Origin of the sequence: Streptomyces sp. NPDC089799 (genome assembly GCF_040684755.1) — a bacterium.
GTDB lineage: Bacteria > Actinomycetota > Actinomycetes > Streptomycetales > Streptomycetaceae > Streptomyces.
Genome location: NZ_JBFBGR010000008.1, coordinates 64,616 through 86,676 on the forward strand (window position 1 = coordinate 64,616; position 22,061 = coordinate 86,676).

At 71.6% G+C, this 22,061-nt stretch carries 19 protein-coding genes; 11 read left to right on the forward strand and 8 right to left on the reverse strand.

From position 1 onward, the window contains the following. Nucleotides 1-9: 9 nt before the first annotated feature. Nucleotides 10-804 (reverse strand): phosphatase, encoded by a 795-nt coding sequence (locus AB0O36_RS10620; protein ID WP_365107048.1) that lies wholly within the window; start codon nt 802-804, stop codon nt 10-12. Nucleotides 805-1,023: 219 nt separating this feature from the next. After that, the gene (locus AB0O36_RS10625; RefSeq protein ID WP_365107051.1) at nt 1,024-1,605 is read right to left on the reverse strand and encodes a TetR/AcrR family transcriptional regulator; all 582 of its coding nucleotides are present in this window, start codon (nt 1,603-1,605) and stop codon (nt 1,024-1,026) included. 92 nt (nt 1,606-1,697) lie between these two features. Here AB0O36_RS10625 and AB0O36_RS10630 point away from each other — a divergent pair, with 92 nt between their 5' ends. From AB0O36_RS10630 to AB0O36_RS10675, 10 genes are all read left to right on the forward strand, one after another. Further along, on the forward strand, nt 1,698-3,329 hold the full coding sequence (locus AB0O36_RS10630) for a carboxyl transferase domain-containing protein (RefSeq protein WP_365107054.1): 1,632 nt from the start codon (nt 1,698-1,700) through the stop codon (nt 3,327-3,329). 14 nt (nt 3,330-3,343) lie between these two features. Next, nucleotides 3,344-5,350 carry a biotin carboxylase N-terminal domain-containing protein gene (locus AB0O36_RS10635; protein ID WP_365107057.1) on the forward strand — a complete coding sequence of 669 codons (2,007 nt, stop codon included), beginning with the start codon at nt 3,344-3,346 and terminating at the stop codon, nt 5,348-5,350. A gap of 92 nt (nt 5,351-5,442) precedes the next feature. Further along, nucleotides 5,443-6,363: a hydroxymethylglutaryl-CoA lyase gene (locus AB0O36_RS10640; RefSeq protein ID WP_365107566.1), complete on the forward strand. Its 921-nt coding sequence runs from the start codon at nt 5,443-5,445 to the stop codon at nt 6,361-6,363. A 6-nt stretch (nt 6,364-6,369) separates the two neighbouring features. After that, nucleotides 6,370-7,530 (forward strand): acyl-CoA dehydrogenase family protein, encoded by a 1,161-nt coding sequence (locus AB0O36_RS10645; RefSeq protein WP_365107059.1) that lies wholly within the window; start codon nt 6,370-6,372, stop codon nt 7,528-7,530. Between the two features lie 290 nt (nt 7,531-7,820). After that, nucleotides 7,821-8,888, forward strand: coding sequence for an ABC transporter substrate-binding protein (locus AB0O36_RS10650; protein WP_365107061.1), 1,068 nt, complete (start codon nt 7,821-7,823; stop codon nt 8,886-8,888). A gap of 113 nt (nt 8,889-9,001) precedes the next feature. Continuing rightward, the gene (locus AB0O36_RS10655) at nt 9,002-9,907 is read left to right on the forward strand and encodes a siderophore-interacting protein (protein ID WP_365107063.1); all 906 of its coding nucleotides are present in this window, start codon (nt 9,002-9,004) and stop codon (nt 9,905-9,907) included. Nucleotides 9,908-10,111: 204 nt separating this feature from the next. Continuing rightward, nucleotides 10,112-11,614 (forward strand): aspartate aminotransferase family protein, encoded by a 1,503-nt coding sequence (locus AB0O36_RS10660; RefSeq protein ID WP_365107066.1) that lies wholly within the window; start codon nt 10,112-10,114, stop codon nt 11,612-11,614. Further along, complete coding sequence (locus AB0O36_RS10665) at nt 11,601-12,917, forward strand: SidA/IucD/PvdA family monooxygenase (protein WP_365107068.1); 1,317 nt, start codon at nt 11,601-11,603, stop codon at nt 12,915-12,917. The genes AB0O36_RS10660 and AB0O36_RS10665 overlap by 14 nt, the downstream gene beginning before the upstream one ends. Next, nucleotides 12,914-13,519, forward strand: a complete 606-nt coding sequence (locus tag AB0O36_RS10670; protein ID WP_365107071.1) for a GNAT family N-acetyltransferase — start codon at nt 12,914-12,916, stop codon at nt 13,517-13,519. The genes AB0O36_RS10665 and AB0O36_RS10670 overlap by 4 nt, the downstream gene beginning before the upstream one ends. Next, nucleotides 13,516-15,297 (forward strand): IucA/IucC family siderophore biosynthesis protein, encoded by a 1,782-nt coding sequence (locus tag AB0O36_RS10675; RefSeq protein WP_365107074.1) that lies wholly within the window; start codon nt 13,516-13,518, stop codon nt 15,295-15,297. Before AB0O36_RS10670 ends, AB0O36_RS10675 begins: the two co-directional genes overlap by 4 nt. A gap of 67 nt (nt 15,298-15,364) precedes the next feature. Here the strand turns inward: AB0O36_RS10675 and AB0O36_RS10680 are convergent, their stop codons facing one another. The 5 genes from AB0O36_RS10680 to AB0O36_RS10700 all read right to left on the reverse strand — a co-directional run bounded on the left by AB0O36_RS10680 (nt 15,365) and on the right by AB0O36_RS10700 (nt 19,616). Further along, complete coding sequence (locus AB0O36_RS10680) at nt 15,365-15,568, reverse strand: hypothetical protein (RefSeq protein WP_365107076.1); 204 nt, start codon at nt 15,566-15,568, stop codon at nt 15,365-15,367. Beyond that, nucleotides 15,565-15,969 carry an ATP-binding protein gene (locus AB0O36_RS10685; RefSeq protein ID WP_365107078.1) on the reverse strand — a complete coding sequence of 135 codons (405 nt, stop codon included), beginning with the start codon at nt 15,967-15,969 and terminating at the stop codon, nt 15,565-15,567. The genes AB0O36_RS10680 and AB0O36_RS10685 overlap by 4 nt, the downstream gene beginning before the upstream one ends. A 250-nt stretch (nt 15,970-16,219) precedes the next feature. Next, nucleotides 16,220-17,389, reverse strand: coding sequence for a helix-turn-helix transcriptional regulator (locus tag AB0O36_RS10690; RefSeq protein WP_365107080.1), 1,170 nt, complete (start codon nt 17,387-17,389; stop codon nt 16,220-16,222). A gap of 36 nt (nt 17,390-17,425) precedes the next feature. Continuing rightward, the gene (locus tag AB0O36_RS10695) at nt 17,426-18,061 is read right to left on the reverse strand and encodes an HAD family hydrolase (protein WP_365107083.1); all 636 of its coding nucleotides are present in this window, start codon (nt 18,059-18,061) and stop codon (nt 17,426-17,428) included. Between the two features lie 52 nt (nt 18,062-18,113). Continuing rightward, nucleotides 18,114-19,616 (reverse strand): IPT/TIG domain-containing protein, encoded by a 1,503-nt coding sequence (locus tag AB0O36_RS10700; RefSeq protein ID WP_365107086.1) that lies wholly within the window; start codon nt 19,614-19,616, stop codon nt 18,114-18,116. 217 nt (nt 19,617-19,833) lie between these two features. Here AB0O36_RS10700 and AB0O36_RS10705 point away from each other — a divergent pair, with 217 nt between their 5' ends. Next, nucleotides 19,834-20,892 carry a hypothetical protein gene (locus tag AB0O36_RS10705; RefSeq protein ID WP_365107089.1) on the forward strand — a complete coding sequence of 353 codons (1,059 nt, stop codon included), beginning with the start codon at nt 19,834-19,836 and terminating at the stop codon, nt 20,890-20,892. 9 nt (nt 20,893-20,901) lie between these two features. Here AB0O36_RS10705 and AB0O36_RS10710 read toward each other — a convergent pair whose 3' ends face one another. Further along, the gene (locus tag AB0O36_RS10710) at nt 20,902-22,032 is read right to left on the reverse strand and encodes a site-2 protease family protein (RefSeq protein ID WP_365107091.1); all 1,131 of its coding nucleotides are present in this window, start codon (nt 22,030-22,032) and stop codon (nt 20,902-20,904) included. Between the last annotated feature and the right edge of the window lie 29 nt (nt 22,033-22,061).

Below are 22,061 nucleotides of genomic sequence, written 5' to 3' on the forward strand. Positions count from 1 at the left end.
GCGGGCCGGTCAGCCCTCGTGCCCCAGGCCCGCCGCGTTCAGCAGGTACGCCACCATCGGGTCGTAGTGGCGCGGGTCGCGGACGTGGTCGTCCAGCGGGACCGCGACCTGGAGGGTGCCTTCCGATTCGGCCAGGAACAGCGCGGGGTCGTTGCAGTCCGCGTAGCCGACGGCGTCCAGGCCGCGCTGGGCGGCGCAGCCGGCCCAGCCGTGGTCGGCGACGACCAGGTCGGGCAGCGGCCGGCCGACGAGGGCGAGGCCGTCGAGGATGGCGTTCATCGGCTCCGGCGAATGGGTGTGCCACAGCGTCGCACCCCGTTCCAGCACCGCCACGTCCGCGACCTGCCAGACCATGCCCTCGTCCGCGGTGAGCCCGGAGGGGATGACCACGACCTCGCAGCCGGCCGCGCGCAGGGCGGCGGCGGTGGCCCGGTGCACGTCCAGCAGGCCGCCCGGGTGGCCGGTGGCGAACAGGACGCTCTGCCGGTCCAGCGCCGCCTTGTGCAGCCGGGCCGCCATCCGGTCCAGCGCTGCGACCGTCAGCTCGGGGTCGATGGTGTCCTGGCCGTGGCGGTGCTCGGGGTCGTCGACCACGCCGCAGCGCTCCGCCATGACGGCCAGGACGTCCTGCTCGTCATTCCAGCGGTCGCCCAGCTCCAGGCCCAGCCAGTAGTGCCGGTCGCCGTTCGCGAGCTTGCGGTAGTGGGAGAGGTTGTTCTCGCGCGGCGTGGCCACCTGGCCTGCGATCCGGGTGCGGACGAGGTGGTCGACGAGTTCGGCGCGGCTGGGTATCGGGGTCGGCATGCGGCCATTCTGCCGCTGCCCGGCCGGAGGCGCTGGTTCCGTTCCATGGTCCGTCGACAGCGGCCGCCACGACCCGGCGAAGGGGCCGCACGAAGGGGCCGCGCCCGCCCCGTGCGCGCGACGCCGGACCGTGCCCCCGGCCGGGCTGCGCGGTGGCTCTGCAACGGCCCCGGGGTGACCCCGCGACGGCCCCAGGCCGGCCCTGCGGCGGCCCCGCGGCTAGCGCGCCGAAAGCGCCGCGAAGGCGCCGTCCGCGAGCCGGCGGAGCAGCGACTCCATGGCGTCGCGGCCGAGCGAGCCCAGGTGCGGGGTCGAGTTCAGCAGGCCGAAGACCGCGTGCACGGTGACCCGGGCCTCCGCCTCGGGCGCCGCCGGGTGCAGCTCCCGTACGACCTCCACCCAGAGCTCGACGTACTGCCGCTGCAGCTGCCGGACCAGCTTGCGGTCCTCCTCGCGCAGCCGGTCCAGCTCCCGGTCGTGGAGGGTGATCAGCGCCCGGTCGTCCAGCGCGAAGTCGATGTGGCCGTCGATGAGGGAGGCGAGCACCGCCCCGGGGTCCCCGGCCGCCTCGGCGACCCGGTGCCGGCCGCCGGTCAGCAGCCGCTCGCTGATCCCCACCAGCAGCTCCGCCAGCATGGCGTCCTTGCCGGCGAAGTGCCGGTAGAGGCCGGGGCCGCTGATGCCCACGGCCGCGCCTATCTCGTCCACGCCGACGCCATGGAATCCACGCTCGGCGAAGAGGCGGGCGGCCTCACTGAGGATCTGCTCGCGACGGGTCGGGGCGGCCGCTGATGTGGTCATGGAAATCCATTCTAGACAGGGCCGTTAGCGGTCGTTAACCTGGGCGCGACAAGTGTTAACGCTCATTAACCGAGGGCAAGGGGGCTCACGGGATGCAGCAGGCACCAGTGCTGACGAGCGCCGCGGATCCGGCGTCGGACGCCTGGCGGACCAACGAGGCCGCCCACCGCGAGCTGGCCGAGGGTCTGCGGACCCGGCTGGAGGCCGCCCGCCTCGGCGGCGGCGAGAAGGCCCGCGCCCGGCACACCGCGCGCGGGAAGCTGCTGCCGCGGGACCGGGTGGACACCCTCCTGGACCCGGGCTCCCCGTTCCTGGAGCTGGCCCCGCTGGCTGCCGAGGGGATGTACGGGGGCGCCGCCCCGGCCGCCGGCGTGATCGCCGGCATCGGGCGGGTCAGCGGCCGCGAGTGCGTGATCGTCGCGAACGACGCCACCGTCAAGGGCGGCACGTACTACCCGATGACCGTGAAGAAGCACCTCCGGGCGCAGGAGGTGGCACTGGAGAATCGTCTCCCCTGCCTCTACCTGGTCGATTCCGGCGGCGCCTTCCTCCCGATGCAGGACGAGGTCTTCCCCGACCGCGAGCACTTCGGGCGGATCTTCTACAACCAGGCCCGGATGTCCGGCGCCGGCATCCCGCAGATCGCGGCCGTCCTCGGCTCCTGCACGGCCGGCGGCGCGTACGTCCCGGCGATGAGCGACGAGGCGGTCATCGTCCGCAACCAGGGCACGATCTTCCTGGGCGGCCCGCCGCTGGTGAAGGCCGCCACCGGCGAGGTGGTCACGGCCGAGGAGCTCGGCGGCGGCGAGGTCCACTCGCGCACCTCCGGGGTCACCGACCACCTGGCGGAGGACGACGCGCACGCGCTGCGGATCGTCCGCAACATCGTGGCCACCCTGCCCGGCCGCGGGGCCCTGCCCTGGTCGGTGGAGGCACCGGAGGAGCCGAAGGTCGACCCGTACGGGCTCTACGGCGCGGTCCCCGTCGACTCCCGCACCCCCTACGACGCCCGCGAGATCATCGCCCGGATCGCGGACGGCTCCCGCTTCCAGGAGTTCAAGGCCGAGTTCGGGCAGACCCTGGTCACCGGCTTCGCCCGGATCCACGGCCACCCGGTCGGCATCATCGCCAACAACGGCATCCTGTTCGCCGAATCCGCCCAGAAGGGCGCCCACTTCATCGAGCTCTGCGACCAGCGCGGCATCCCGCTGCTGTTCCTGCAGAACATCTCGGGCTTCATGGTGGGCCGCGACTACGAGGCGGGCGGCATCGCCAAGCACGGCGCGAAGATGGTGACGGCGGTGGCCTGCACCCGAGTGCCCAAGCTGACCGTCGTCGTCGGCGGCTCCTACGGCGCCGGCAACTACTCGATGTGCGGCCGGGCGTACTCGCCCCGCTTCATGTGGATGTGGCCCAACGCCAAGATCTCCGTCATGGGCGGCGAACAGGCCGCGTCCGTACTGGCCACCGTCAAGCGGGACCAGATCGAGGGCGCCGGCCAGGAGTGGGCCGCCGGGGAGGAGGACGCCTTCAAGGCGCCCATCCGCGCCCAGTACGAGGAACAGGGCAACGCCTACTACGCCACCGCGCGGCTCTGGGACGACGGGGTCATCGACCCGCTGGAGACCCGCCAGGTGCTGGGTCTGGCCCTGACCGCCTGCGCCAACGCCCCGCTGGCACCGAAGGACCCGGCCCAGCCCGGCTTCGGCATCTTCCGGATGTGAGGGACGGGAAACCGATGTTCAGCACTGTTCTGGTCGCCAACCGCGGCGAGATCGCGGTCCGCGTCATCCGGACCCTGCGCTCCCTGGGGATCCGCTCGGTCGCGGTCTTCAGCGACGCCGACGCCGACGCCCGGCACGTCCGCGAGGCCGATGTCGCGGTCCGCATCGGCCCGGCGGCCGCCGCGGAGAGCTACCTGTCCGTCCCCAGGCTGATCGACGCGGCCCGGCGCACCGGCGCCGAGGCGGTCCACCCCGGCTACGGCTTCCTCGCGGAGAACGCGGCCTTCGCGGCCGCCTGCGCCGAGGCGGGCCTGGCCTTCATCGGCCCGCCGGCCTCCGCCATCTCCCTGATGGGCGACAAGATCCGGGCCAAGGAGACGGTGAAGGCGGCCGGGGTCCCGGTCGTCCCCGGCTCCTCCGGCAGCGGCCTGTCCGACGCCGAACTGATCGGCGCGGCCCGCGAGATCGGCATGCCGGTGCTGCTCAAGCCCTCGGCGGGCGGCGGCGGCAAGGGCATGCGCCTGGTCCGCGACGAGGCGCTGCTGGCCGAGGAGATCGCGGCGGCCCGCCGCGAGGCCCGCTCCTCCTTCGGTGACGACACCCTGCTGGTGGAGCGGTGGATCGACCGTCCCCGGCACATCGAGATCCAGGTCCTGGCGGACGCCCATGGGAACGTCGTCCACCTCGGCGAGCGCGAATGCTCGCTGCAGCGGCGCCACCAGAAGGTGGTGGAAGAGGCCCCGTCGGTGCTGCTCACCCCGGAGATCCGGGCGGCGATGGGCGAGGCGGCGGTGAACGCGGCCCGCTCGTGCGGCTACGTCGGCGCGGGCACGGTGGAGTTCATCGTGCCGGGCGGGGACCCGTCCTCGTACTACTTCATGGAGATGAACACCCGCCTCCAGGTCGAGCACCCCGTCACCGAGCGGATCACCGGGCTGGACCTGGTGGAGCAGCAGCTGCTGGTCGCTGCGGGCGAGAAGCTGTCCTTCGGCCAGGAGGACGTCCGTCTCGAAGGCCACTCGATCGAGGCGCGGATCTGCGCGGAGGACCCGGCCCGCGGCTTCCTGCCGTCCGGCGGGCGCGTGCTGGCCCTGTCCGAGCCGTCCTCGGACACCGTCCGTACGGACTCCGGGCTCTCGGCGGGCGTGGACACGGGCAGCACCTACGACCCGATGCTGTCGAAGGTCATCGCCTGGGGGCCGGACCGGGCGGCGGCCCTGCGGTCGCTGCGGGCGGCACTGGCCGACACGGTGATCCTGGGCGTCCAGACCAACACCGGCTTCCTGCGGAGGCTGCTGGCGCACCCGTCGGTGGTGTCCGGCGACATGGACACCGGCCTGGTCGAGCGGGACCTCCCCTCCCTGCTCCCCGAAGGCGTCCCGGCGGAGGTGTACGCGACCGTCGCGCTGCTCGCGGCGGCCGGCGAGCCGGGCGGCTCCGCCGGCGGCTGGGTCGACCCCTTCGGGGCCGCCGACGGGTGGCGCCTGGGCGGCACCCCCGCCTGGACGGTCCGCCACTTCCGCATCCCGGGCCAGGACCCGGTCGAGGTCCGCACCCGCGCCCGGGGCACGTCGTACGAGCTGCTGCTCGACGCGGACGCCGGCACCTCCGGCGCCCGGCTCGTCGAGCTCGGCGCCGACCGGGTCACCGTCGAACTCGACGGCATCACGCACCGGTTCGCGTACGCCGCCTCGGCCGAGGGCATCTGGGTCGGCCGGGACGGCGACACCTGGCACGTCCAGCGGCACGACCCCGTCCAGGCGAGCCTGTCCGGCTCCCGGCACGGCGGTGCCGACACCCTCGCCGCCCCCATGCCGGGCACCGTCACCGTGGTGAAGGTGGCCGTGGGCGACAGGGTCGAGGCCGGCCAGAGCCTGCTCGTCGTCGAGGCCATGAAGATGGAGCACGTCATCTCCGCCCCGCACTCCGGCACCGTCGCCGAGCTCGACGTCAGCCCCGGCACCACCGTCGCCATGGACCAGGTCCTGGCCGTGGTCACCCCGGAGGACGAGGAGGCATGAGCGGCATGGACGACGTGAACAGCGCGGACGACGTGAACAGCGCGGATGACGTGAACGGCGTGGCTGACGTGAACGGCTCGGCCGGACTGCCCATGACCGTGCCGGCGCCCGGGCTCCCCGCCCGGGTCAGGATCCACGAGGTCGGTGCCCGGGACGGCCTGCAGAACGAGAAGACGGCCGTCCCCACCGAGGTGAAGGCCGAGTTCATCCACCGGCTGGCCGCGGCCGGCCTCACCACCGTCGAGGCGACCAGCTTCGTGCACCCCAAGTGGGTGCCCCAGCTCGCCGACGCCGAGGAGCTGTACCCCCGCCTGGCCGGGCTCGACGGCGTGCACCTGCCCGTGCTGGTGCCCAACGAGCGCGGCCTGGCCCGGGCGCGCGAGCTCGGGGCCGACCGGATCGCCGTGTTCGGCTCGGCCACCGAGACCTTCGCCGCCCGCAACCTCAACCGCACCGTCGCCGAGTCGCTCGCCATGTTCGAGCCGGTCGTGGCCTCGGCCAAGGCCGACGGCATGCACGTCCGCGGCTACCTCTCCATGTGCTTCGGCGACCCCTGGGAGGGTGCGGTCCCCGTCCACCGGGTGGTCTCCGTCGCCAAGGCACTGCTCGACCTGGGCTGTGACGAGATCAGCCTGGGCGACACCATCGGCGTCGCCACCCCCGGCCACGTCCGGGCCCTCCTCTCCGCCCTCGGCGAGGACGGCGTCGGCACCGACCGGATCGGCGTCCACTTCCACGACACCTACGGGCAGGCCCTGTCCAACACCCTGGCCGCCCTCCAGCACGGCGTCACCACCGTCGACGCGTCGGCCGGCGGCCTCGGCGGCTGCCCGTACGCGAAGAGCGCCACCGGGAACCTCGCGACCGAGGACCTGGTGTGGATGCTCGACGGTCTCGGCATCGAGACCGGCGTCGACCTGGCCGCCCTCACCGCCACGAGCGTGTGGATGGCCGAACGGCTGGGCCGCCCCAGCCCCTCCCGCACCGTCCGCGCCCTCTCCCACAAGGAGTAGCAGATCATGTCCCTCGACCACCGGCTCTCCCCCGAGCACGAGGAACTCCGCCGTACCGTCGAGGCGTTCGCGCACGACGTGGTCGCCCCGAAGATCGGCGACTTCTACGAGCGGCACGAGTTCCCGTACGAGATCGTCCGCGAGATGGGCGCCATGGGCCTGTTCGGCCTGCCCTTCCCCGAGGAGTACGGCGGCATGGGCGGCGACTACCTCGCCCTCGGCATCGCCCTGGAGGAGCTGGCCCGGGTCGACTCCTCCGTCGCCATCACCCTGGAGGCCGGGGTCTCGCTGGGCGCCATGCCGCTCCACCTCTTCGGCACCGAGGAGCAGAAGCGGGAGTGGCTGCCCAAGCTGTGCTCGGGCGAGGTGCTCGGCGCCTTCGGCCTGACCGAGCCCGGCGCGGGCAGCGACGCCGGCGGCACCCGCACCACCGCCGTCCGGGACGGCGACCACTGGGTCATCAACGGCTCGAAGTGCTTCATCACCAACTCGGGCACGGACATCACCGGTCTGGTCACGGTCACCGCGGTGACCGGCCGCAAGGCGGACGGCCGCCCGGAGATCTCCTCCATCATCGTGCCGTCCGGCACGCCCGGCTTCACGGTGGCGGCGCCGTACTCCAAGGTCGGCTGGAACGCCTCGGACACCCGCGAGCTGTCCTTCTCCGACGTCCGGGTGCCGCTGGCCAATCTGGTGGGCGAGGAGGGCCGCGGGTACGCCCAGTTCCTGCGCATCCTCGACGAGGGCCGGATCGCGATCGCCGCGCTGGCCACCGGTCTGGCGCAGGGCTGTGTGGACGAGTCGGTGAAGTACGCGAAGGAACGTTCCGCGTTCGGCCGGCCGATCGGCGACAACCAGGCCATCCAGTTCAAGCTGGCCGACATGGAGATGCGCGCGCACATGGCCCGTCTCGGCTGGCGCGACGCGGCCTCCCGGCTGGTGGCCGGGGAGCCGTTCAAGAAGGAGGCGGCGATCGCCAAGCTGTACTCCTCCACGGTTGCCGTGGACAACGCCCGTGAGGCCACCCAGATCCACGGCGGGTACGGCTTCATGAACGAGTACCCGGTGGCCCGGATGTGGCGCGACTCCAAGATCCTGGAGATCGGCGAGGGGACGAGCGAGGTGCAGCGCATGCTGATCGCCCGTGAGCTGGGCTTCGCCGGCTGACGTCTGACGGCGACTCCGGCCGGGCGACGACGCCCGCCGGCCCCGCCACCCCTCCGGACCCTACGGGCGGCCCGCGTTCCGACGCGGGCCGCCCGCGCGTTTTCGGACACCGGAGGGGGCCGCGGGAAGGCTCGCGACCCGGGCTCGACCCGGGCGGGATCCGGGCGGGACCGAAGTGAGATCCAAATTACTTAGGACCGCCTTACCTAATCAGGCCAAGGTTAGGCTAACCTTCCCAGCGAACGGCCCGTTGTCCCGGGCCGCGCCCCCGTACGAAAGCAGACACAGCCATGCCCAAGCCCAGAGCGACCCTCCTCACCCGCCGTGGCCTGATCGCCGCCGGTGGTGCCCTCGGCCTCGTCGTCACCCTCGCCGCGTGCGGCGGCAAGGACGCGGGCAAGGACGGGGCGGACGCCAAGGACAAGGGCGCCGCGGCCACCGGGCCGTGGAGCTTCAAGGACGACCTCGGCAAGACGGTCGAGGCCAAGAGCACGCCGAAGAACATCGTGGCCTTCACCGGCACCGCCGCCGCGCTGTACGACTACGGCGTCCAGGTCAAGGGCGTGTTCGGCCCGACCAAGACCGCCGACGGCAAGCCCGACGTGCAGGCCGGCTCGATGGACATCTCCAAGGTCGAGATCCTCGGCAACGTCTACGACGAGTTCAACGTCGAGAAGTACGCGGCCCTGAGGCCGGACGTGCTGGTCACCAACACCTGGGACGGCACCTACTGGTACGTGCCCGAGGCCTCCAAGGACAAGATCCTGAAGCTGGCCCCGGCCGCCGCCGTGGGCGCGGGCGGCGTCTACCCGGACAAGTCCCCGGTCACCATGGACAAGGCCCTCCAGCGCAACGCCGAGCTGGCCAAGTCCCTGGGCGCCGACCTGGCCTCCAAGAAGAACGCCGACGCCAAGGCCCGCTTCGAGGCCGCCGCCGCCAAGGTGCGCGAGGCCACCAAGGCCAACCCCGGCATCAAGGTGCTGGTCGGCTCCGGCTCCCCCGAGCTGTTCTACGTCTCCACCCCCGAGACCTCGGCCGACCTGAAGTACTTCCAGAGCCTGGGTGTGGAGTTCGTTGCCCCGGAGAAGGACAAGCTGGACCAGGGCGGCTTCTACGAGAGCCTGAGCTGGGAGAACGCCGGCAAGTACCCGGCCGACGTCATCATGCTCGACAACCGCAGCGCCACCCTGCAGCCGGACGCCCTGAAGAGCCAGAAGCCCACCTTCGCCGGCCTGCCGGCGGTCAAGGCCGGCCAGGTCATCCCGCGCACCACCGAGCCGATCTACTCGTACGAGAAGTGCGCGCAGATCCTCGAGGACCTCGCCAAGTCCATCCAGAGCGCCAAGAAGGCCGGCTGACACCCGGCCGACCCGAAAAGCCGGGCCCCGACCGGGGCCCGGCTCGCGGCCGTTCGGCGGCCGCAGTGCCCGCGGCTGCCACCGGCGCCGCACACGTCCCAGGGGGGAACCGCATGACCGACGACACCACCGTCCCCCACTTCAGGTTCTTCGAGCTCGAAGTGGTCCGCACCGAGCGCATCGGGCACTCCTTCCTGCGCGTCACGTTCGGCGGCGGGTCCCTGGCGGAGTTCCCGGAGTTCCGCTCGGGCGGCTTCGACCAGAGCCTGTCCCTGTTCCTCCCGCTCCCCCACCTGGAGCACACCGTCCTGCCGTCCACGGCCGAGGACACCTGGTTCGCCGACTGGCGCGCCGTACCGGACGCGGAGCGCCCGGTGATGCGCTCGTACACGGTGCGCGAACAGCGCCGTACGGACACGGGCGGGACCGAGGTCGACATCGACTTCGTGCTGCACGGCGGGACGAGCCCCGCGTCGAACTGGGCCGGCCGGGCCGTGCCCGGCAGCCGGATCATGGCCATCGGGCCCGCCGCGGCCGAGAACAAGTCGGTCCGCTTCCGGCCGCCGGCCGGCACCGACGCCCTGGTGATGTACGCGGACGAGACCGCGCTGCCCGCGGCCGCCGCGATCCTGGAGGGGCTGCCCGCCGGGACGCCCGTCCGGGCCGTCTTCGAAGTCCCGCACGAGGACGACCGGTTCCTGTCCGTGCCCGGCGGGGACGGCCGGGACATCAGCTGGGTGGTGCGGGATCCCGCCACCCCCGGCCCGGAGCGCGCAGAACGCGTACGGGAGGCCTTCCGCGCCCTCGAACTGCCTGCCGCCCGGGCCCCGTACGCGTGGATCGCGGGCGAGGCCGGCACCGTACGGGAGGTACGCCGCCACCTGGTGCAGGAGCGGTCCGTCGACCGGCGCGCGGTGCGCTTCACCGGTTACTGGCGGCTCGGCGCGAGCGAGGAGCAGCTGCTCGCCGAGGCGTACGCGGGACGGGCGCCCAGCGAGGACCCCGACTCCGCTCTTTAGTCCGGGAGTTCACCTCCCGTCATCCGCTTGCCCGAAGGGCCCCGGCGATTTCCGGCCGGGGCCCTTCTCCATTTGGCCGATAACTAAGGTTAGGCTAACCTAAACATCGCACGGCGCACCCGGTCTGCTGCCGTCCCCCCTCTTCTTTCGCTCATCCCCCCTTTCTCGTTCTTCCCCCTTCTCCCCTGCCCGGAGGACCTGTTGATGCGCACGCACCTGCTCAACGAGACGACCGCCGACCGCTACCGGCGCTCGGTGACTCAGGGCGTCGAACGCGTGGCCGCGAAACTCGCCTCCACCACCGGCCCCCACACCGGGATAGCCGTGGACGAACTCGCCCCGGTCATCGCGGGGATCGACCTGGACCGGCCGCTCGAAGACCCGGCCGCCGTCCTGGACGAGCTGGAGGACGTCTACCTCCGGGACGCGGTCTACTTCCACCACCCGCGCTACCTCGGCCACCTCAACTGCCCGGTCGTCATCCCGGCCGTGGTCGGCGAGGCGATCCTCTCGGCCGTCAACTCCTCGATGGACACCTGGGACCAGTCCATCGGCGGCACCCTCATCGAGCGCCGCCTGATCGACTGGACCGCGCAGCGGATCGGCCTCGGGCCGGACGCGGACGGCGTGTTCACCTCCGGCGGCAGCCAGTCCAACTTCCACGCGCTGCTGCTGGCCCGCGACGAGGCCTGCCGCACCGTCATGAAGCAGGGCATGGCGGAGGGCCTGGAGCTGACCAAGGCCGAGGTCCTCCCCAGGCTCCGCATCCTCACCTCCGAGTGCAGCCACTTCAGCGTGCAGAAGTCCGCGGCGATGCTCGGCCTCGGCTACGAGGCGGTCATCTCCATACCCGCCGACCGCGACCGCCGCATGGACACCGCCGCGCTCGCCCTGGAACTGGAGAACTGCGCCCGCGAGGGCCTCTTCCCGATGGCGGTCGTCGCGACCGCCGGGACCACCGACTTCGGCTCCATCGACCCGCTCCCGGAGATCGCCGCGCTCGCCGCCGAACACTCCGCCTGGATGCACGTGGACGCCGCCTACGGCTGCGGACTCCTGGTCTCCCCCACCCGACGGCACCTGCTGGCCGGCATCGAGTTCGCCGACTCGGTCACGGTGGACTACCACAAGTCCTTCTTCCAGCCCGTCTCCTCCAGCGCGGTGCTGGTCCGCGACCGCGACACCATGAAGCACGCGACCTACCACGCCGACTACCTCAACCCCCGCCGGATGGCGGAGGAGCGGATCCCCAACCAGGTCGACAAGTCCATCCAGACGACCCGCCGCTTCGACGCCCTCAAGCTGTGGGTGACCCTGCGCACCATGGGCGCCGACGGCATCGGCGGGCTCTTCGACGAGGTCGTCGACCTGGCCGCGGCCGGCCACGGGGTCATCACCGCCGACCCGCGCTTCGAGGTCGTCGTCCGCCCGCAGATCTCCACCCTGGTCTTCCGCTACGTCCCCGCCGGCGACGGCGAGCACGCCGCCGCCCGCCCCGAGCTGGTCGACGAGGCCAACCTGCACGCCCGCAAGGCGCTGTTCGCCTCGGGCGAGGCCGTGGTCGCCGGCACCAAGGTGGACGGCCGCCAGTACCTGAAGTTCACCCTCCTCAACCCGCAGACCACGACGGCCGACATCGCCGCCGTCCTCGACCTTCTCGCCGCGCACGCCGAGCAGTACCTGGGAGAGTCCCTTGTCCACGCCTGAGACCACCGCGTCGCACCCGACGTACGACTTCATCGCCATCGGCCTCGGCCCCTTCAACCTGGGGCTCGCCTGCCTGACCGCGCCGATCGACGGCCTGAACGGCCTGTTCATCGAGTCGAAGCCGCACTTCGAGTGGCACGCCGGGATGTTCCTGGACGGCGCGCACCTGCAGACCCCGTTCATGTCGGACCTGGTCACCCTCGCCGACCCGACCTCGCCCTTCTCCTTCCTGAACTACCTGAAGGACAAGGACCGGCTGTACTCCTTCTACATCCGGGAGAACTTCTACCCGCTGCGGACCGAGTACAACGACTACTGCCGCTGGGCCGCCGACCGCCTGGACAACGTCCTGTGGTCCACCTCCGTCACCTCCGTCACCCACGACGAGGCGACCGGGCTGTACGAGGTCCACACCGGCGGGGGCGCCACCCACCGGGCCCGCCGCCTGGTACTCGGCACCGGCACCCCGCCGCACGTCCCCGCGGCCTGCGAGGGCCTCGGCGGGGACTTCTTCCACAACTCCGCCTACGTGCAGAACAAGGCCGAGCTGCAGAAGAAGGAGTCGATCACCATCGTCGGCTCCGGCCAGAGCGCGGCCGAGATCTATTACGACCTGCTCTCCGAGATCGACGTCCACGGCTACCGGCTCAACTGGGTCACCCGCTCCCCGCGGTTCTTCCCGCTGGAGTACACCAAGCTGACGCTGGAGATGACCTCCCCGGAGTACGTGGACTACTTCCACGCACTCCCCGAGGACACCCGCTACCGCCTGGAGGGGCAGCAGAAGAACCTGTTCAAGGGCATCGACGGCGACCTCATCGACGCGATCTTCGACCTGCTGTACCAGAAGAAGGTCACCATGCCGGTCGACGTCCCGACCACGCTGCTGACCAACACCTCGCTGGACTCCGCCGCGTACGACGCGACCACCGGTACGTACACCCTGGGGCTGCGCCAGCAGGAGCAGGAGCGGGACTTCTCCCTCACCACCGAGGGCCTGGTCCTGGCCACCGGCTACAAGTACACCTTCCCGGAGTTCCTGGAGCCGGTCCGCCACCGCCTGAACTTCGACGGGCGCGGCCGCATCGACGCGGCCCGCAACTACAGCGTGGACGTCACCGGCCGCGGGATCTACCTGCAGAACGGCACCACGCACAACCACTCCCTCACCTCGCCCGACCTGGGCATGGCGGCGTACCGGAACGCGTACATCGTCGGCGAGCTGCTCGGCCGCGCCCACTACAAGGTCGAGAAGTCCATCGCGTTCCAGCAGTTCACCGCCCCGGAAGGCACCCTCGCATGAGCACCACCCCTGTCCTCTTCTCGCGCACAGACCCGGCGCTCGGCACCTTCTCGGTGCGCCCGCTCGACCCGTTCTCGGACGCGGAACTGCTCCACCGCTGGGTCACCGACCCGAAAGCGTCGTTCTGGATGATGCAGGACGCCTCCCTCACGGACGTCGAGCGCGAGTACATGCGGATCACCGCGCACGAGCACCACCACGCCTTCATCGGGCTGCACGAGGGCGAGCCGGCCTTCCTGATGGAGTCCTACGACCCGCGCGAGCTGGAGCTGGTCGGCCTGTACGACCCGCAGCCCGGCGACGTGGGCATGCACTTCCTGGTCGCGCCGACGCAGACCCCGCTCTCCGGCTTCACCCGTGCCGTGATCACCACGGTGATGGCGGCCCTGTTCGACGACCCGGCCACCCGGCGCGTGGTCGTGGAACCGGACGTCCGCAACAAGGCCGTCCACGCGCTCAACGAGGCCGTCGGCTTCGTCCCGGAGCGCGAGATCACCAAGCCGGAGAAGGAGGCCCTGCTGTCCTTCTGCACCCGGGCCGCGTTCGAGGCCGCCACGGGCGTCTTCGCGACCGGCGACAGCGAGGAGGAAACCGCCGCATGACCATCGCCGACGCCATCACCCACCTCTCCCCCGAGCTGTGGGCCCGCGCCAACCGGGCCCTGGTCCGCAAGGCCCTCGCCGAGTTCTCGCACGAGCGCCTGCTGACACCGACCTCGCTCGGCGGCGACCGGTACAGCCTCCACAGCGACGACGGGACGGTGGAGTACGTCTTCACCGCCGCCCGGCACGCCCTGGACCACTGGGCGGTGGACGAGTCCTCGATCACCCGCCACAAGGACGGTGCCGCCGCCGAGCCGGACGCCATCGACTTCCACATCGAGTTCCAGCGCTCCCTGGGCCTGAGCCCGGAGGTGCTGCCGGTCTACCTGGAGGAGATCTCCTCCACCCTGTCCGGCTCCGCGTACAAGTACGCCAAGACCCAGGTCACGTCCGGCGTCCTCGCCAAGTCCTCCTTCCAGGACATCGAGACCGGCATGACCGAGGGCCACCCCTGCTTCGTGGCCAACAACGGCCGGCTCGGCTTCGGGGTGCACGAGTACCACGCGTACGCGCCGGAGGCCGCGAGCCCGGTCCACCTGATCTGGGCGGCGGCCCACAAGGACGTCTCCACCTTCACGGCGGGCGCCGGCCTGGACCACGACACCTTCATGCGCGACGAGCTGGGTGGGGCGGCGGTCGAGGGCTTCGCGGCGAAGCTCCGCTCCCTGGACCTGGACCCGGCGGACTACCACCTCTTCCCGGTCCACCCCTGGCAGTGGTGGAACAAGACCACGGTGACCTTCTCCGCGGAGATCGCCACCCGCCGCCTGGTCCTCCTCGGCGAGGGCGAGGACGCGTACCTCCCGCAGCAGTCGATCCGTACGTTCTTCAACACGACCACGCCCACCAAGCACTACGTGAAGACCGCCATCTCGGTCCTCAACATGGGCTTCATGCGGGGCCTGTCGGCGGCGTACATGGAGGCCACCCCGGCCATCAACGACTGGCTGCACGGCCTGATCGAACAGGACGAGGTCCTTCGGTCCGTCGACTTCTCGATCATCCGGGAGCGTGCGGCCATCGGCTACCGCCACCTGCAGTACGAGCGCGCGACGGACCGCTACTCCCCGTACCGCAAGATGCTGGCCGCGCTCTGGCGCGAGTCCCCGGTGGGCTCGTTGCAGGACGGCGAGCGCCTGGCCACCATGGCCGCACTCCTCCACGTGGACGCGGACGGCAAGTCGTTCATCGGCGCCCTGATCGAGGAGTCCGGCCTCACCCCGGCGGAATGGCTGCGCCCCTACCTCCGCGCGTACCTCCTGCCCCTGCTGCACTGCTTCTACCGCTACGACCTCGCCTACATGCCGCACGGCGAGAACACGATCCTGGTGATCAAGGCCGGCGTGGTGCAGCGGGCGATCTTCAAGGACATCGCCGAGGAGATCGTCATCATGAGCGGGGACGCGGTCCTGCCCCCGGAGGTCGAGCGCATCCGCGCCGACATCCCGGAGGACATGAAGCTCCTGTCGATCTTCACGGACGTCTTCGACTGCTTCTTCCGCTTCCTGGGCTCGATCCTGGTCTCGGAGGGCATCTGCACCGAGGAGACCTTCTGGCAGGCCGTGGCCGACTGCGCCCACGAGTACCAGGACTCCATGCCGTCCCTCTCGGAGAAGTTCACCCAGTACGACCTCTTCGCGGACGAATTCCAGCTGTCCTGCCTCAACCGCCTCCAGCTGCGCAACAACAAGCAGATGGTCGACCTGTCCGACCCCTCCGCCGCCCTCCAGCTGATCGGCACCCTCCCGAACCCCGTCGCGCCCTACGCGCGGCGGTGACCGGAGGAACGGGCGCGCGTTCCCGAAAACGGTCCCTCGGACGCGCGCCCGTTCTTCCCCCAACCCCTCATCGGGGAGCAAGAGCCCGCTGGAAATCGGTGACGATCCGCCGGTAGCCGGTGTGCCCGGTGCTCCGCGCATGCCGCAGCGCCCACACGGCGGTGGTGTCCTCGTCGTCCGCCGGCCCGGACCCGGCATGGCACGAGGTGCACTCGGTCTCGTGGATCGCCCCGCTCCCGGCCCGGTCCACGGCCAGCAGCCAGCCGCTCACCGCGGCTTCACCGACAGCTCGGCCCACACCCGCTTCCCGGGCCCGCTCCGCTCCCCCACGGCCCACCGGTCGGCGACGGCCGCGACCAGGAACAGCCCGCGCCCTCGCTCCCCCTGCCCCTCCCTGACCTCGGGCTTCGCCGGGCAGGCGTCATGCACCTCCACCCGCACCCCGTCTGCGAGCCGCACGTACCGCGTCTCGATCTCCCGGTCCGGCGGCGCGAAGGCATGCCGTACGGCATTGGTGACCAGCTCCGAAGCGACGAGCAACGCGTCGTCCTCCAGCTCCTGCAGCCCCCACCCGGCGAGCACCTTGCGCAGCTCCGCCCTGGCCAGCGACACGCACTGGGCCTCCCGCCGCCACCTCAGCACGACTTCGTCCCGCTCGCGGAGATCGCTCACCGGACCACCACCCGCCCGTGGATGACCCGGGGCCCGAGATCGATCCCGAGGGTGGCAAGCACAAGCACCTGCCGCCGCCACCATTGCCTTACATGGGGCACCAGCCCGATAAAATGCAGCACGTCGACGCTCCTTTGGTAAGCGTTGGCCACGCCCCCGGACTGTTCGCGCAGTCGCGGGGGTCATTCCTTGATGATGGGCTGCTGCAACGGAGCCAAGGGATACAGCTTGTATCCCTCCCACGGCTTGCTCAGACGGCGCCGATCCAGTCGGCAAACGCATTCAGCGAGTCAGCCTCCGCTCTTTTGATGCGGCGGATCGTCACAACGTCCTCACGCGCCCACGGGTGCTCGCGGACATGCTGCGGCGCCAGTCTGCGTGCCACCTTCAGCGACTCGAACGCGGCGTCGGGTCGGCCTGACCACAGCTGGGCCCGGCCCAGCTCGACGTAGAAGCCGGAGCGGCGCTCGGCCGGGATCTCGCTACCCGGCTCCCACCCTCGCACCAGGTCCAGGGCGCGGCCGATGTGGTCCTGGCCAAGGCTGACGGCCACCGCCACCTCGTGGATCCGAACGCTCGACTGCCCGAACGCCGTACCCAAGTAGACGCCTTCCGGCACTCCCTGAGCGAGGCGTTCAGCGGCGCGGAGGTGAGTCTGTGCAGCGGCAGAATTCCCGGCTCGGGCCGCGACCACGGCCGTCCTCATGTGCAGGGCCCCCTGCACGGCCGCCGCGCGTTCGGAGACCGGCCCGGACACAGTTCCAAGGACCCGTTCGAGGGCTGCCTGGCCGGCCCGGTGTGCACGGGCTGCCATGAATGTCTCGGCGTGCACGTATGCAGCCGTGTTCACGACGTCGGGGTCTCCAGTCTGATCAGCCGCCCAACGCATGACGTCGATCAGCCGTGCAGACAGGTCGTACGCACCGTACTTGTACGCCACGGCGTCCGCCGCCCTCGCAGCATCGACAACAAGGCGGGCCGCCTCTGCTCGGCTCCGGCCGCTTGTGGCGTGCAGGTGGGCAAGCGCATCCGTGAGCAAAGCGGAGGCGCTGGTGGCGATGTGACCGTACTGGGCCGCGAGCCGCCAGCCGGTCGCCACGGAAACAGCTGCAGCGACTTCGGCGAACGGGCGTCCGGGCGGGTCCAGGGGAAAGTCGTAGCCGGCGATTGCTGCAGAGATCGCCGGGAGTGCGGAATGGACTTTGTGCTGCGTGCCCGTGTACGCCGGATCGAGCCGGGACGCGTCAACGCCAAGAGCTGACGCCAACGCCTCCAACAACACCGGGGACGGGGTGCGTACGCCTCGCTCGACACTCTTCACCATGACGAGGGAGACATGGGATTCCCGGGCCAAGTCCGCCTGCGTCATCCGTCGAGACTTGCGCCGCGCGGCGATGCGCTGCCCGATGTATTCGGCCATGCACAGAACGTACTGGTCACAAGAACTGCCCGTGGGTCAGATCAGACCAACCAGGTCGTGCAGGGAGTCGATCGACCAGTCCGCGGCGGCCCGGACACCGGGGTCGTCGGCCCACCAGAACCCCCACGGCCCGCGACGCAGGTGGGCGGTCCGCAACCCGGCCGCTCGCGCCGGGAACACGTCGTTGGCCGGATGGTCGCCCACGTACAGGGTCTGGTCGGCTGGGGCAGCGGCAACATCCAGCACACGGGCGAAGAACCCCGGGGCGGGTTTGGAGACCCCCCACTCCCCCGACGTCACCACCAGGTCCGCGGGCAGCTCCAGGGCGCGGAGCAGATCGCCCATGAGCCGACTCTGGTTACCGGCCACGACGACGCGAGCGCCGGCGCTGCGCAGCGCCGCCAAGGCCGGCCGCACGTCTTCGTAGAGGTCGCTCTCGTCGAGTTGCTCGCCTCGCCCGGCCGCCGCCCGTGCCGCGTACTCAGCGCCGATGTCGATGCCCGGCCTGAGCATCCGAAGCGCGTCCGCGTTGTCCCGTCCGTCCACCACGACCGCCCCGACGAGCGCGGAGAGGGTGTGTCTCGGTACGCCGAGCCAGTCGGCCCAGGATGCCCAGTAGCGGTCATCGCAGGTCAGTGTCTCGCCTACGTCCAGGACCACGGTACGAATCACCCGACCACCCTATGGGCCTCGGATTCGGCCTGGGCCGCCTTCGTGGACGGGGTCAGGTGCTCAGGCCCAGGTACGTGAACTCGTCCGCCGGGGTCGCGGGGGACGAGTAGCCGTTCAGGAAGACGGTGACGTTGACGGTCGGGGACTTGCCGATGCCGATGGTTCGGCTGGGTGCCTTGACCAGCAGCTGCTCGGGGGCCCACTGGATCACCTCGGCGAGTGTGTCGCCGAAGTAGACCTGAGGGGTCGAGGTGAAGTTGATGCCGTTGATCTGGACCTGGTCGCCCACCCGGCCGGTGTCCGGGGTGATGCCGGTGACCACCACCGCCGCGGGGCCGCCGTAGGCGAACACGCCGCGCGGCACGGCCGGGGACGTGCCCAGGTCGTTCGTCGCCCGGACGTCGACCACGCCGACGCCCTCGACGGGCGCCCAGACGATGACCGCTTCGTCGCGGATGGCGACGTACTCCTTGGTGACCGGCAGCGTCCCGAAGTCGACCAGGACGCCGTCGCCGAACCCGCTGCCGACGACCTCGACCGGGCCGCCGGCCGTGCCGACGGGCGTCACGAGGGCCACCACCGGGCCCGACGGCACGTCGGGCGCGCCGAGGAGGCCCAGATAGGTGGAGTTGGCGTGCTGGAAGGCCACTTGGCCCATGAAGTCCTGGACCGAGCTCCTCACCACGCCCAGGTCCACCGGGTCGTAGCTGTCGTTCAGCGGGTCGTCCTTGCCCGGCTGGACGTACACGTGGGGACCGGGGAGGCCCGCGAGCGTCGAGAGGACGGCTTTGACGTCGTCGTTCGCCGCCGGACCCGGACTGGGGTACCACTGCTTGACCGCGTCGAGGTTGTTCCATGACTGCGGCACCACGTCGTTGATGTTGTAGTGGCGCTCGTTCGCCTGCCATTCCAGGGAGTCGACCCAGTCGGCGAAGTCCGCTCCGCCGGCGGTGGGGGCGGCGAAGGTGTGCAGCTCGAAGTTCGGCGTCCCGTCCGGCCCGCCGATCGACTGGAGGTAGGGGGCGACCATGGTCGCGATGCAGCCGCCGAGGCTGTGGCCCGTCACGTAGACGGTCGGGTTCGGCTGCGCCTGCCCCAGGGCGGTGGTGAGCGCCTGCGCCAGGGTGACGCCGTCCGTGCTCATGCCGACGACCTCGGTGAACGCCTTCATCGCGCCCTTGGCGACCCACACCGGGGACGGCATTCCGGCGAGGTTGAACGGGACCACCGTGCCGACGTCGAGGTCCTCCAGCAGATCGGTGACGTTGCCGACGGTGCCGCGGATCACCACGGCGAAGGTGTTGGAGCCGTCGGTGTTGGTGGCGAGGTAGGCGAGGTTGGCGTTGCCCGGACTCACCCCGAGCCAGGAGAGGACCCAGGTGCCCTGGGTCGCGAGCGAGGTATCGGCCAGCTGCTGGGTGATGCCGGACGCGATCCGGGTGCTGTGTTCCGCCAGGGTCTCGCCCGAGGGTCGCGGGGTGGCCGCGGTCGCCGCGATCGCGGACAGCGTCATGGTCACCTGCGGGACGGTCGGCTGGTTCTGGTCGGTCGCCATGCTCGCGCTCGCTCCTCGTGGGATCGCCCGGTCCGGCCGGAGCAGGTTCGCGCCCAACCTACGGTTCCCCGGAGGACGCCGACGGGAGGCGGGCCCCGGCTTCACGCGATCGGGCCCCTCCGGTCCGGTCCGGCGACGACGCCCCCGCCACGACGCCTCACCCGTCCGGCCCCACACCGCCCCGAACAGGCGGGTCGGCGAGGAAGACTTGGGCGTCATGACAGTTTCCCACCCGCTGGCCGGGATCGCCGCGCAGCCGGAGACGGCTGCCCGCTGGGCCCTGGGCCGGATGGCCTCGGCGGCCGCCGAGGACGTGCGCTTCGATGCCGTGGCCCGGTCGTCCGGGCACCGCGTCCCGGACGACGTCTCCGGGCGGTACGGGTCCCACGGCACCGCCCGCTTCGAGAGCAGCGCGCCGGAACCGGAAGGCCGCGAGGTGCTCGACGGTGCTTCGACCGCGGAGCTTCGTGCGGACGTGTCCGTCGGCGTGGATCCGTGCCTGGCGCTCGCGGATCCGGCCCGGCTCGTCAGCGCGGTCGCCACTGCCACGGACGGGCGCCTCACCTGGCAGGGCGAACGGCCCGCCGTCGAGCTCGTCCTCACCCCCAACCCCGAGTCCGCCGACCCGGACGGCTCCTGGCTCCCTCCCGGGGCCACCCGCCTCATCGCCACGGTCGACGTCCGCACCGGTCTGCTCCTGGGCGCCCGCGTCTTCGACTCCCACGGCTGTTTCCGCACGGGCGAGCTCCGCCTCACCCGCACCTCCGCCGACACGGCAGCCGCCCTGCCCGCGGACGGGACGGGGGCCGGTACCGTACTGGCGCGGATGGCCACCGCTCTCCTCGACCCGGTGCGGCTGCACGCCCGGATCGACGCCCAGCCGGGCGTCGACGTGCCACCGGCCACGGCCTCGTCTCCGTCCCGGCGCCGCTGGACCGTCACCGTCCACAGCCCCGACGGCATCCTGACCGCGGACATCAGCGGCGACTACCGCAGCGACCGGACCTCCCCGGGCGCCGCCCGGCTCGCCGAACTCCTCACCCCCTCCCGCATCGTGTCCCACCTCGCGCACGCCACCGCGACGGGTCCCGACTCCCTCCGCGCCACCGTCCGCCCACTGCGCAGCTTCCCGCTCAGCGCCTGGGCCCCTGACGAACACCTCACCTGCGACTTCACCGTCGACCCGGCGACCGGCGTCCTCCTCCTCGCCCACACCACCGACTCCGACTCTCGCACCCTCTTCCGCTGCGAGGTCCACCTCCACCGGCCCGGGTGACGGCGGACTTCAGCGCGCCGCCGGGCCCCGGAGGGCGTGGCGCTGGAGGAGGCGGGTGACGTCGCGTTCGGTGATGACGCCCGCCAGCCGGCCGGCGCCGATGACGAGGATGTACGCGCCGCCGCCGAGGGTGAGCTTTTCGAGGACGTCGGTCAGGAGGTCCTCCGGGCCGCACGCGGTGCAGCGCTCCAGCGGGACCGCCACGTCGCGCACCCGCAGGTCGTCCCGCCGGTCGGGCGGGACCTTCGCCAGGCGGCCGAGGTGCAGCAGGCCGCTGGGGCGGCCGTCGAAGTCGGTCACGGGCAGCACCCCGTGGCGGGCCTGTAGGGCGACCTCCTCGACGCAGCGTTCCACGGTCAGCCAGTCCGGGCAGGTCTCCACCGGGGTCGTCATCGCGTCCGAGGCGCGGAGCCCGCGCAGGGCCGGTGCCAGGGCCGCGTGCTTGCGTTCCGCTCCGGCGACGAACATGACGAAGAGGCCGATGAACGACAGCCACAGACCGCCGGGGTAGCCCCGCAGCAGGGAGATCCAGCCTACGGCGACCATCGCGGCGCCCATGACCTGCCCGCTGCGGGCGGCCGCGCGTTCGGCCCGGTCCCGGTCGCCCGTACGCCACCACAGGAGGGCCTGCACCACCCGGCCGCCATCGAGCGGGGCCGCGGGCAGCAGGTTGAAGACGCCCAGGACGGCGTTGATCCAGCCGAGCCACAGCAGCACCGCCGCGGGTACGGCCCAGCCGTGCACCGTGCCCAGCCCGACCCCGGCGCCGAACGCCACCGCGCCCACGACCAGGCTGGTGAGCGGGCCGCTCACGGCCACCAGGAACGCCGCGCCCGCCGCCCGCGGCCGGCCCATCTCGGTCACCCCGCCCAGCGCCCACAGGGTGATGCCCTGCACCGGGATGCCCTTCCGCCGGGCCGTGACCGCGTGGGCGGCCTCGTGCGCCAGCAGGCTGGCCAGCAGCAGGAGCGCCCCGGCCAGGCCGGCGACCGCGTACACGGCGCCCGGCCGGTCGGGGACCGAGTCGGGCAGCGTCCGGCTGCCCAGGCTGTACCCGAAGAGCCACACCAGCACGGGCACCGTCCAGTGCATGCGCAGCGGTATCCCGAAGACCCGTCCCATCGGCAGCGCGTTGTTCATGGCCATCTCCCGCAAGCCGCCCCACTGCC

Coding starts and splice junctions, on each gene's coding strand:
- AB0O36_RS10620 (WP_365107048.1), bottom strand. CDS start 804: ATGCCGACCCCGATACCCAGCCGCGCCGAACTCGTCGACCACCTCGTC.
- AB0O36_RS10660 (WP_365107066.1), top strand. CDS start 10,112: ATGCGCACGCACCTGCTCAACGAGACGACCGCCGACCGCTACCGGCGC.
- AB0O36_RS10710 (WP_365107091.1), bottom strand. CDS start 22,032: ATGAACAACGCGCTGCCGATGGGACGGGTCTTCGGGATACCGCTGCGC.
- AB0O36_RS10690 (WP_365107080.1), bottom strand. CDS start 17,389: ATGGCCGAATACATCGGGCAGCGCATCGCCGCGCGGCGCAAGTCTCGA.
- AB0O36_RS10630 (WP_365107054.1), top strand. CDS start 1,698: ATGCAGCAGGCACCAGTGCTGACGAGCGCCGCGGATCCGGCGTCGGAC.
- AB0O36_RS10640 (WP_365107566.1), top strand. CDS start 5,443: ATGACCGTGCCGGCGCCCGGGCTCCCCGCCCGGGTCAGGATCCACGAG.
- AB0O36_RS10705 (WP_365107089.1), top strand. CDS start 19,834: ATGACAGTTTCCCACCCGCTGGCCGGGATCGCCGCGCAGCCGGAGACG.
- AB0O36_RS10655 (WP_365107063.1), top strand. CDS start 9,002: ATGACCGACGACACCACCGTCCCCCACTTCAGGTTCTTCGAGCTCGAA.
- AB0O36_RS10645 (WP_365107059.1), top strand. CDS start 6,370: ATGTCCCTCGACCACCGGCTCTCCCCCGAGCACGAGGAACTCCGCCGT.
- AB0O36_RS10670 (WP_365107071.1), top strand. CDS start 12,914: ATGAGCACCACCCCTGTCCTCTTCTCGCGCACAGACCCGGCGCTCGGC.
- AB0O36_RS10650 (WP_365107061.1), top strand. CDS start 7,821: ATGCCCAAGCCCAGAGCGACCCTCCTCACCCGCCGTGGCCTGATCGCC.
- AB0O36_RS10675 (WP_365107074.1), top strand. CDS start 13,516: ATGACCATCGCCGACGCCATCACCCACCTCTCCCCCGAGCTGTGGGCC.
- AB0O36_RS10625 (WP_365107051.1), bottom strand. CDS start 1,605: ATGACCACATCAGCGGCCGCCCCGACCCGTCGCGAGCAGATCCTCAGT.
- AB0O36_RS10700 (WP_365107086.1), bottom strand. CDS start 19,616: ATGGCGACCGACCAGAACCAGCCGACCGTCCCGCAGGTGACCATGACG.
- AB0O36_RS10635 (WP_365107057.1), top strand. CDS start 3,344: ATGTTCAGCACTGTTCTGGTCGCCAACCGCGGCGAGATCGCGGTCCGC.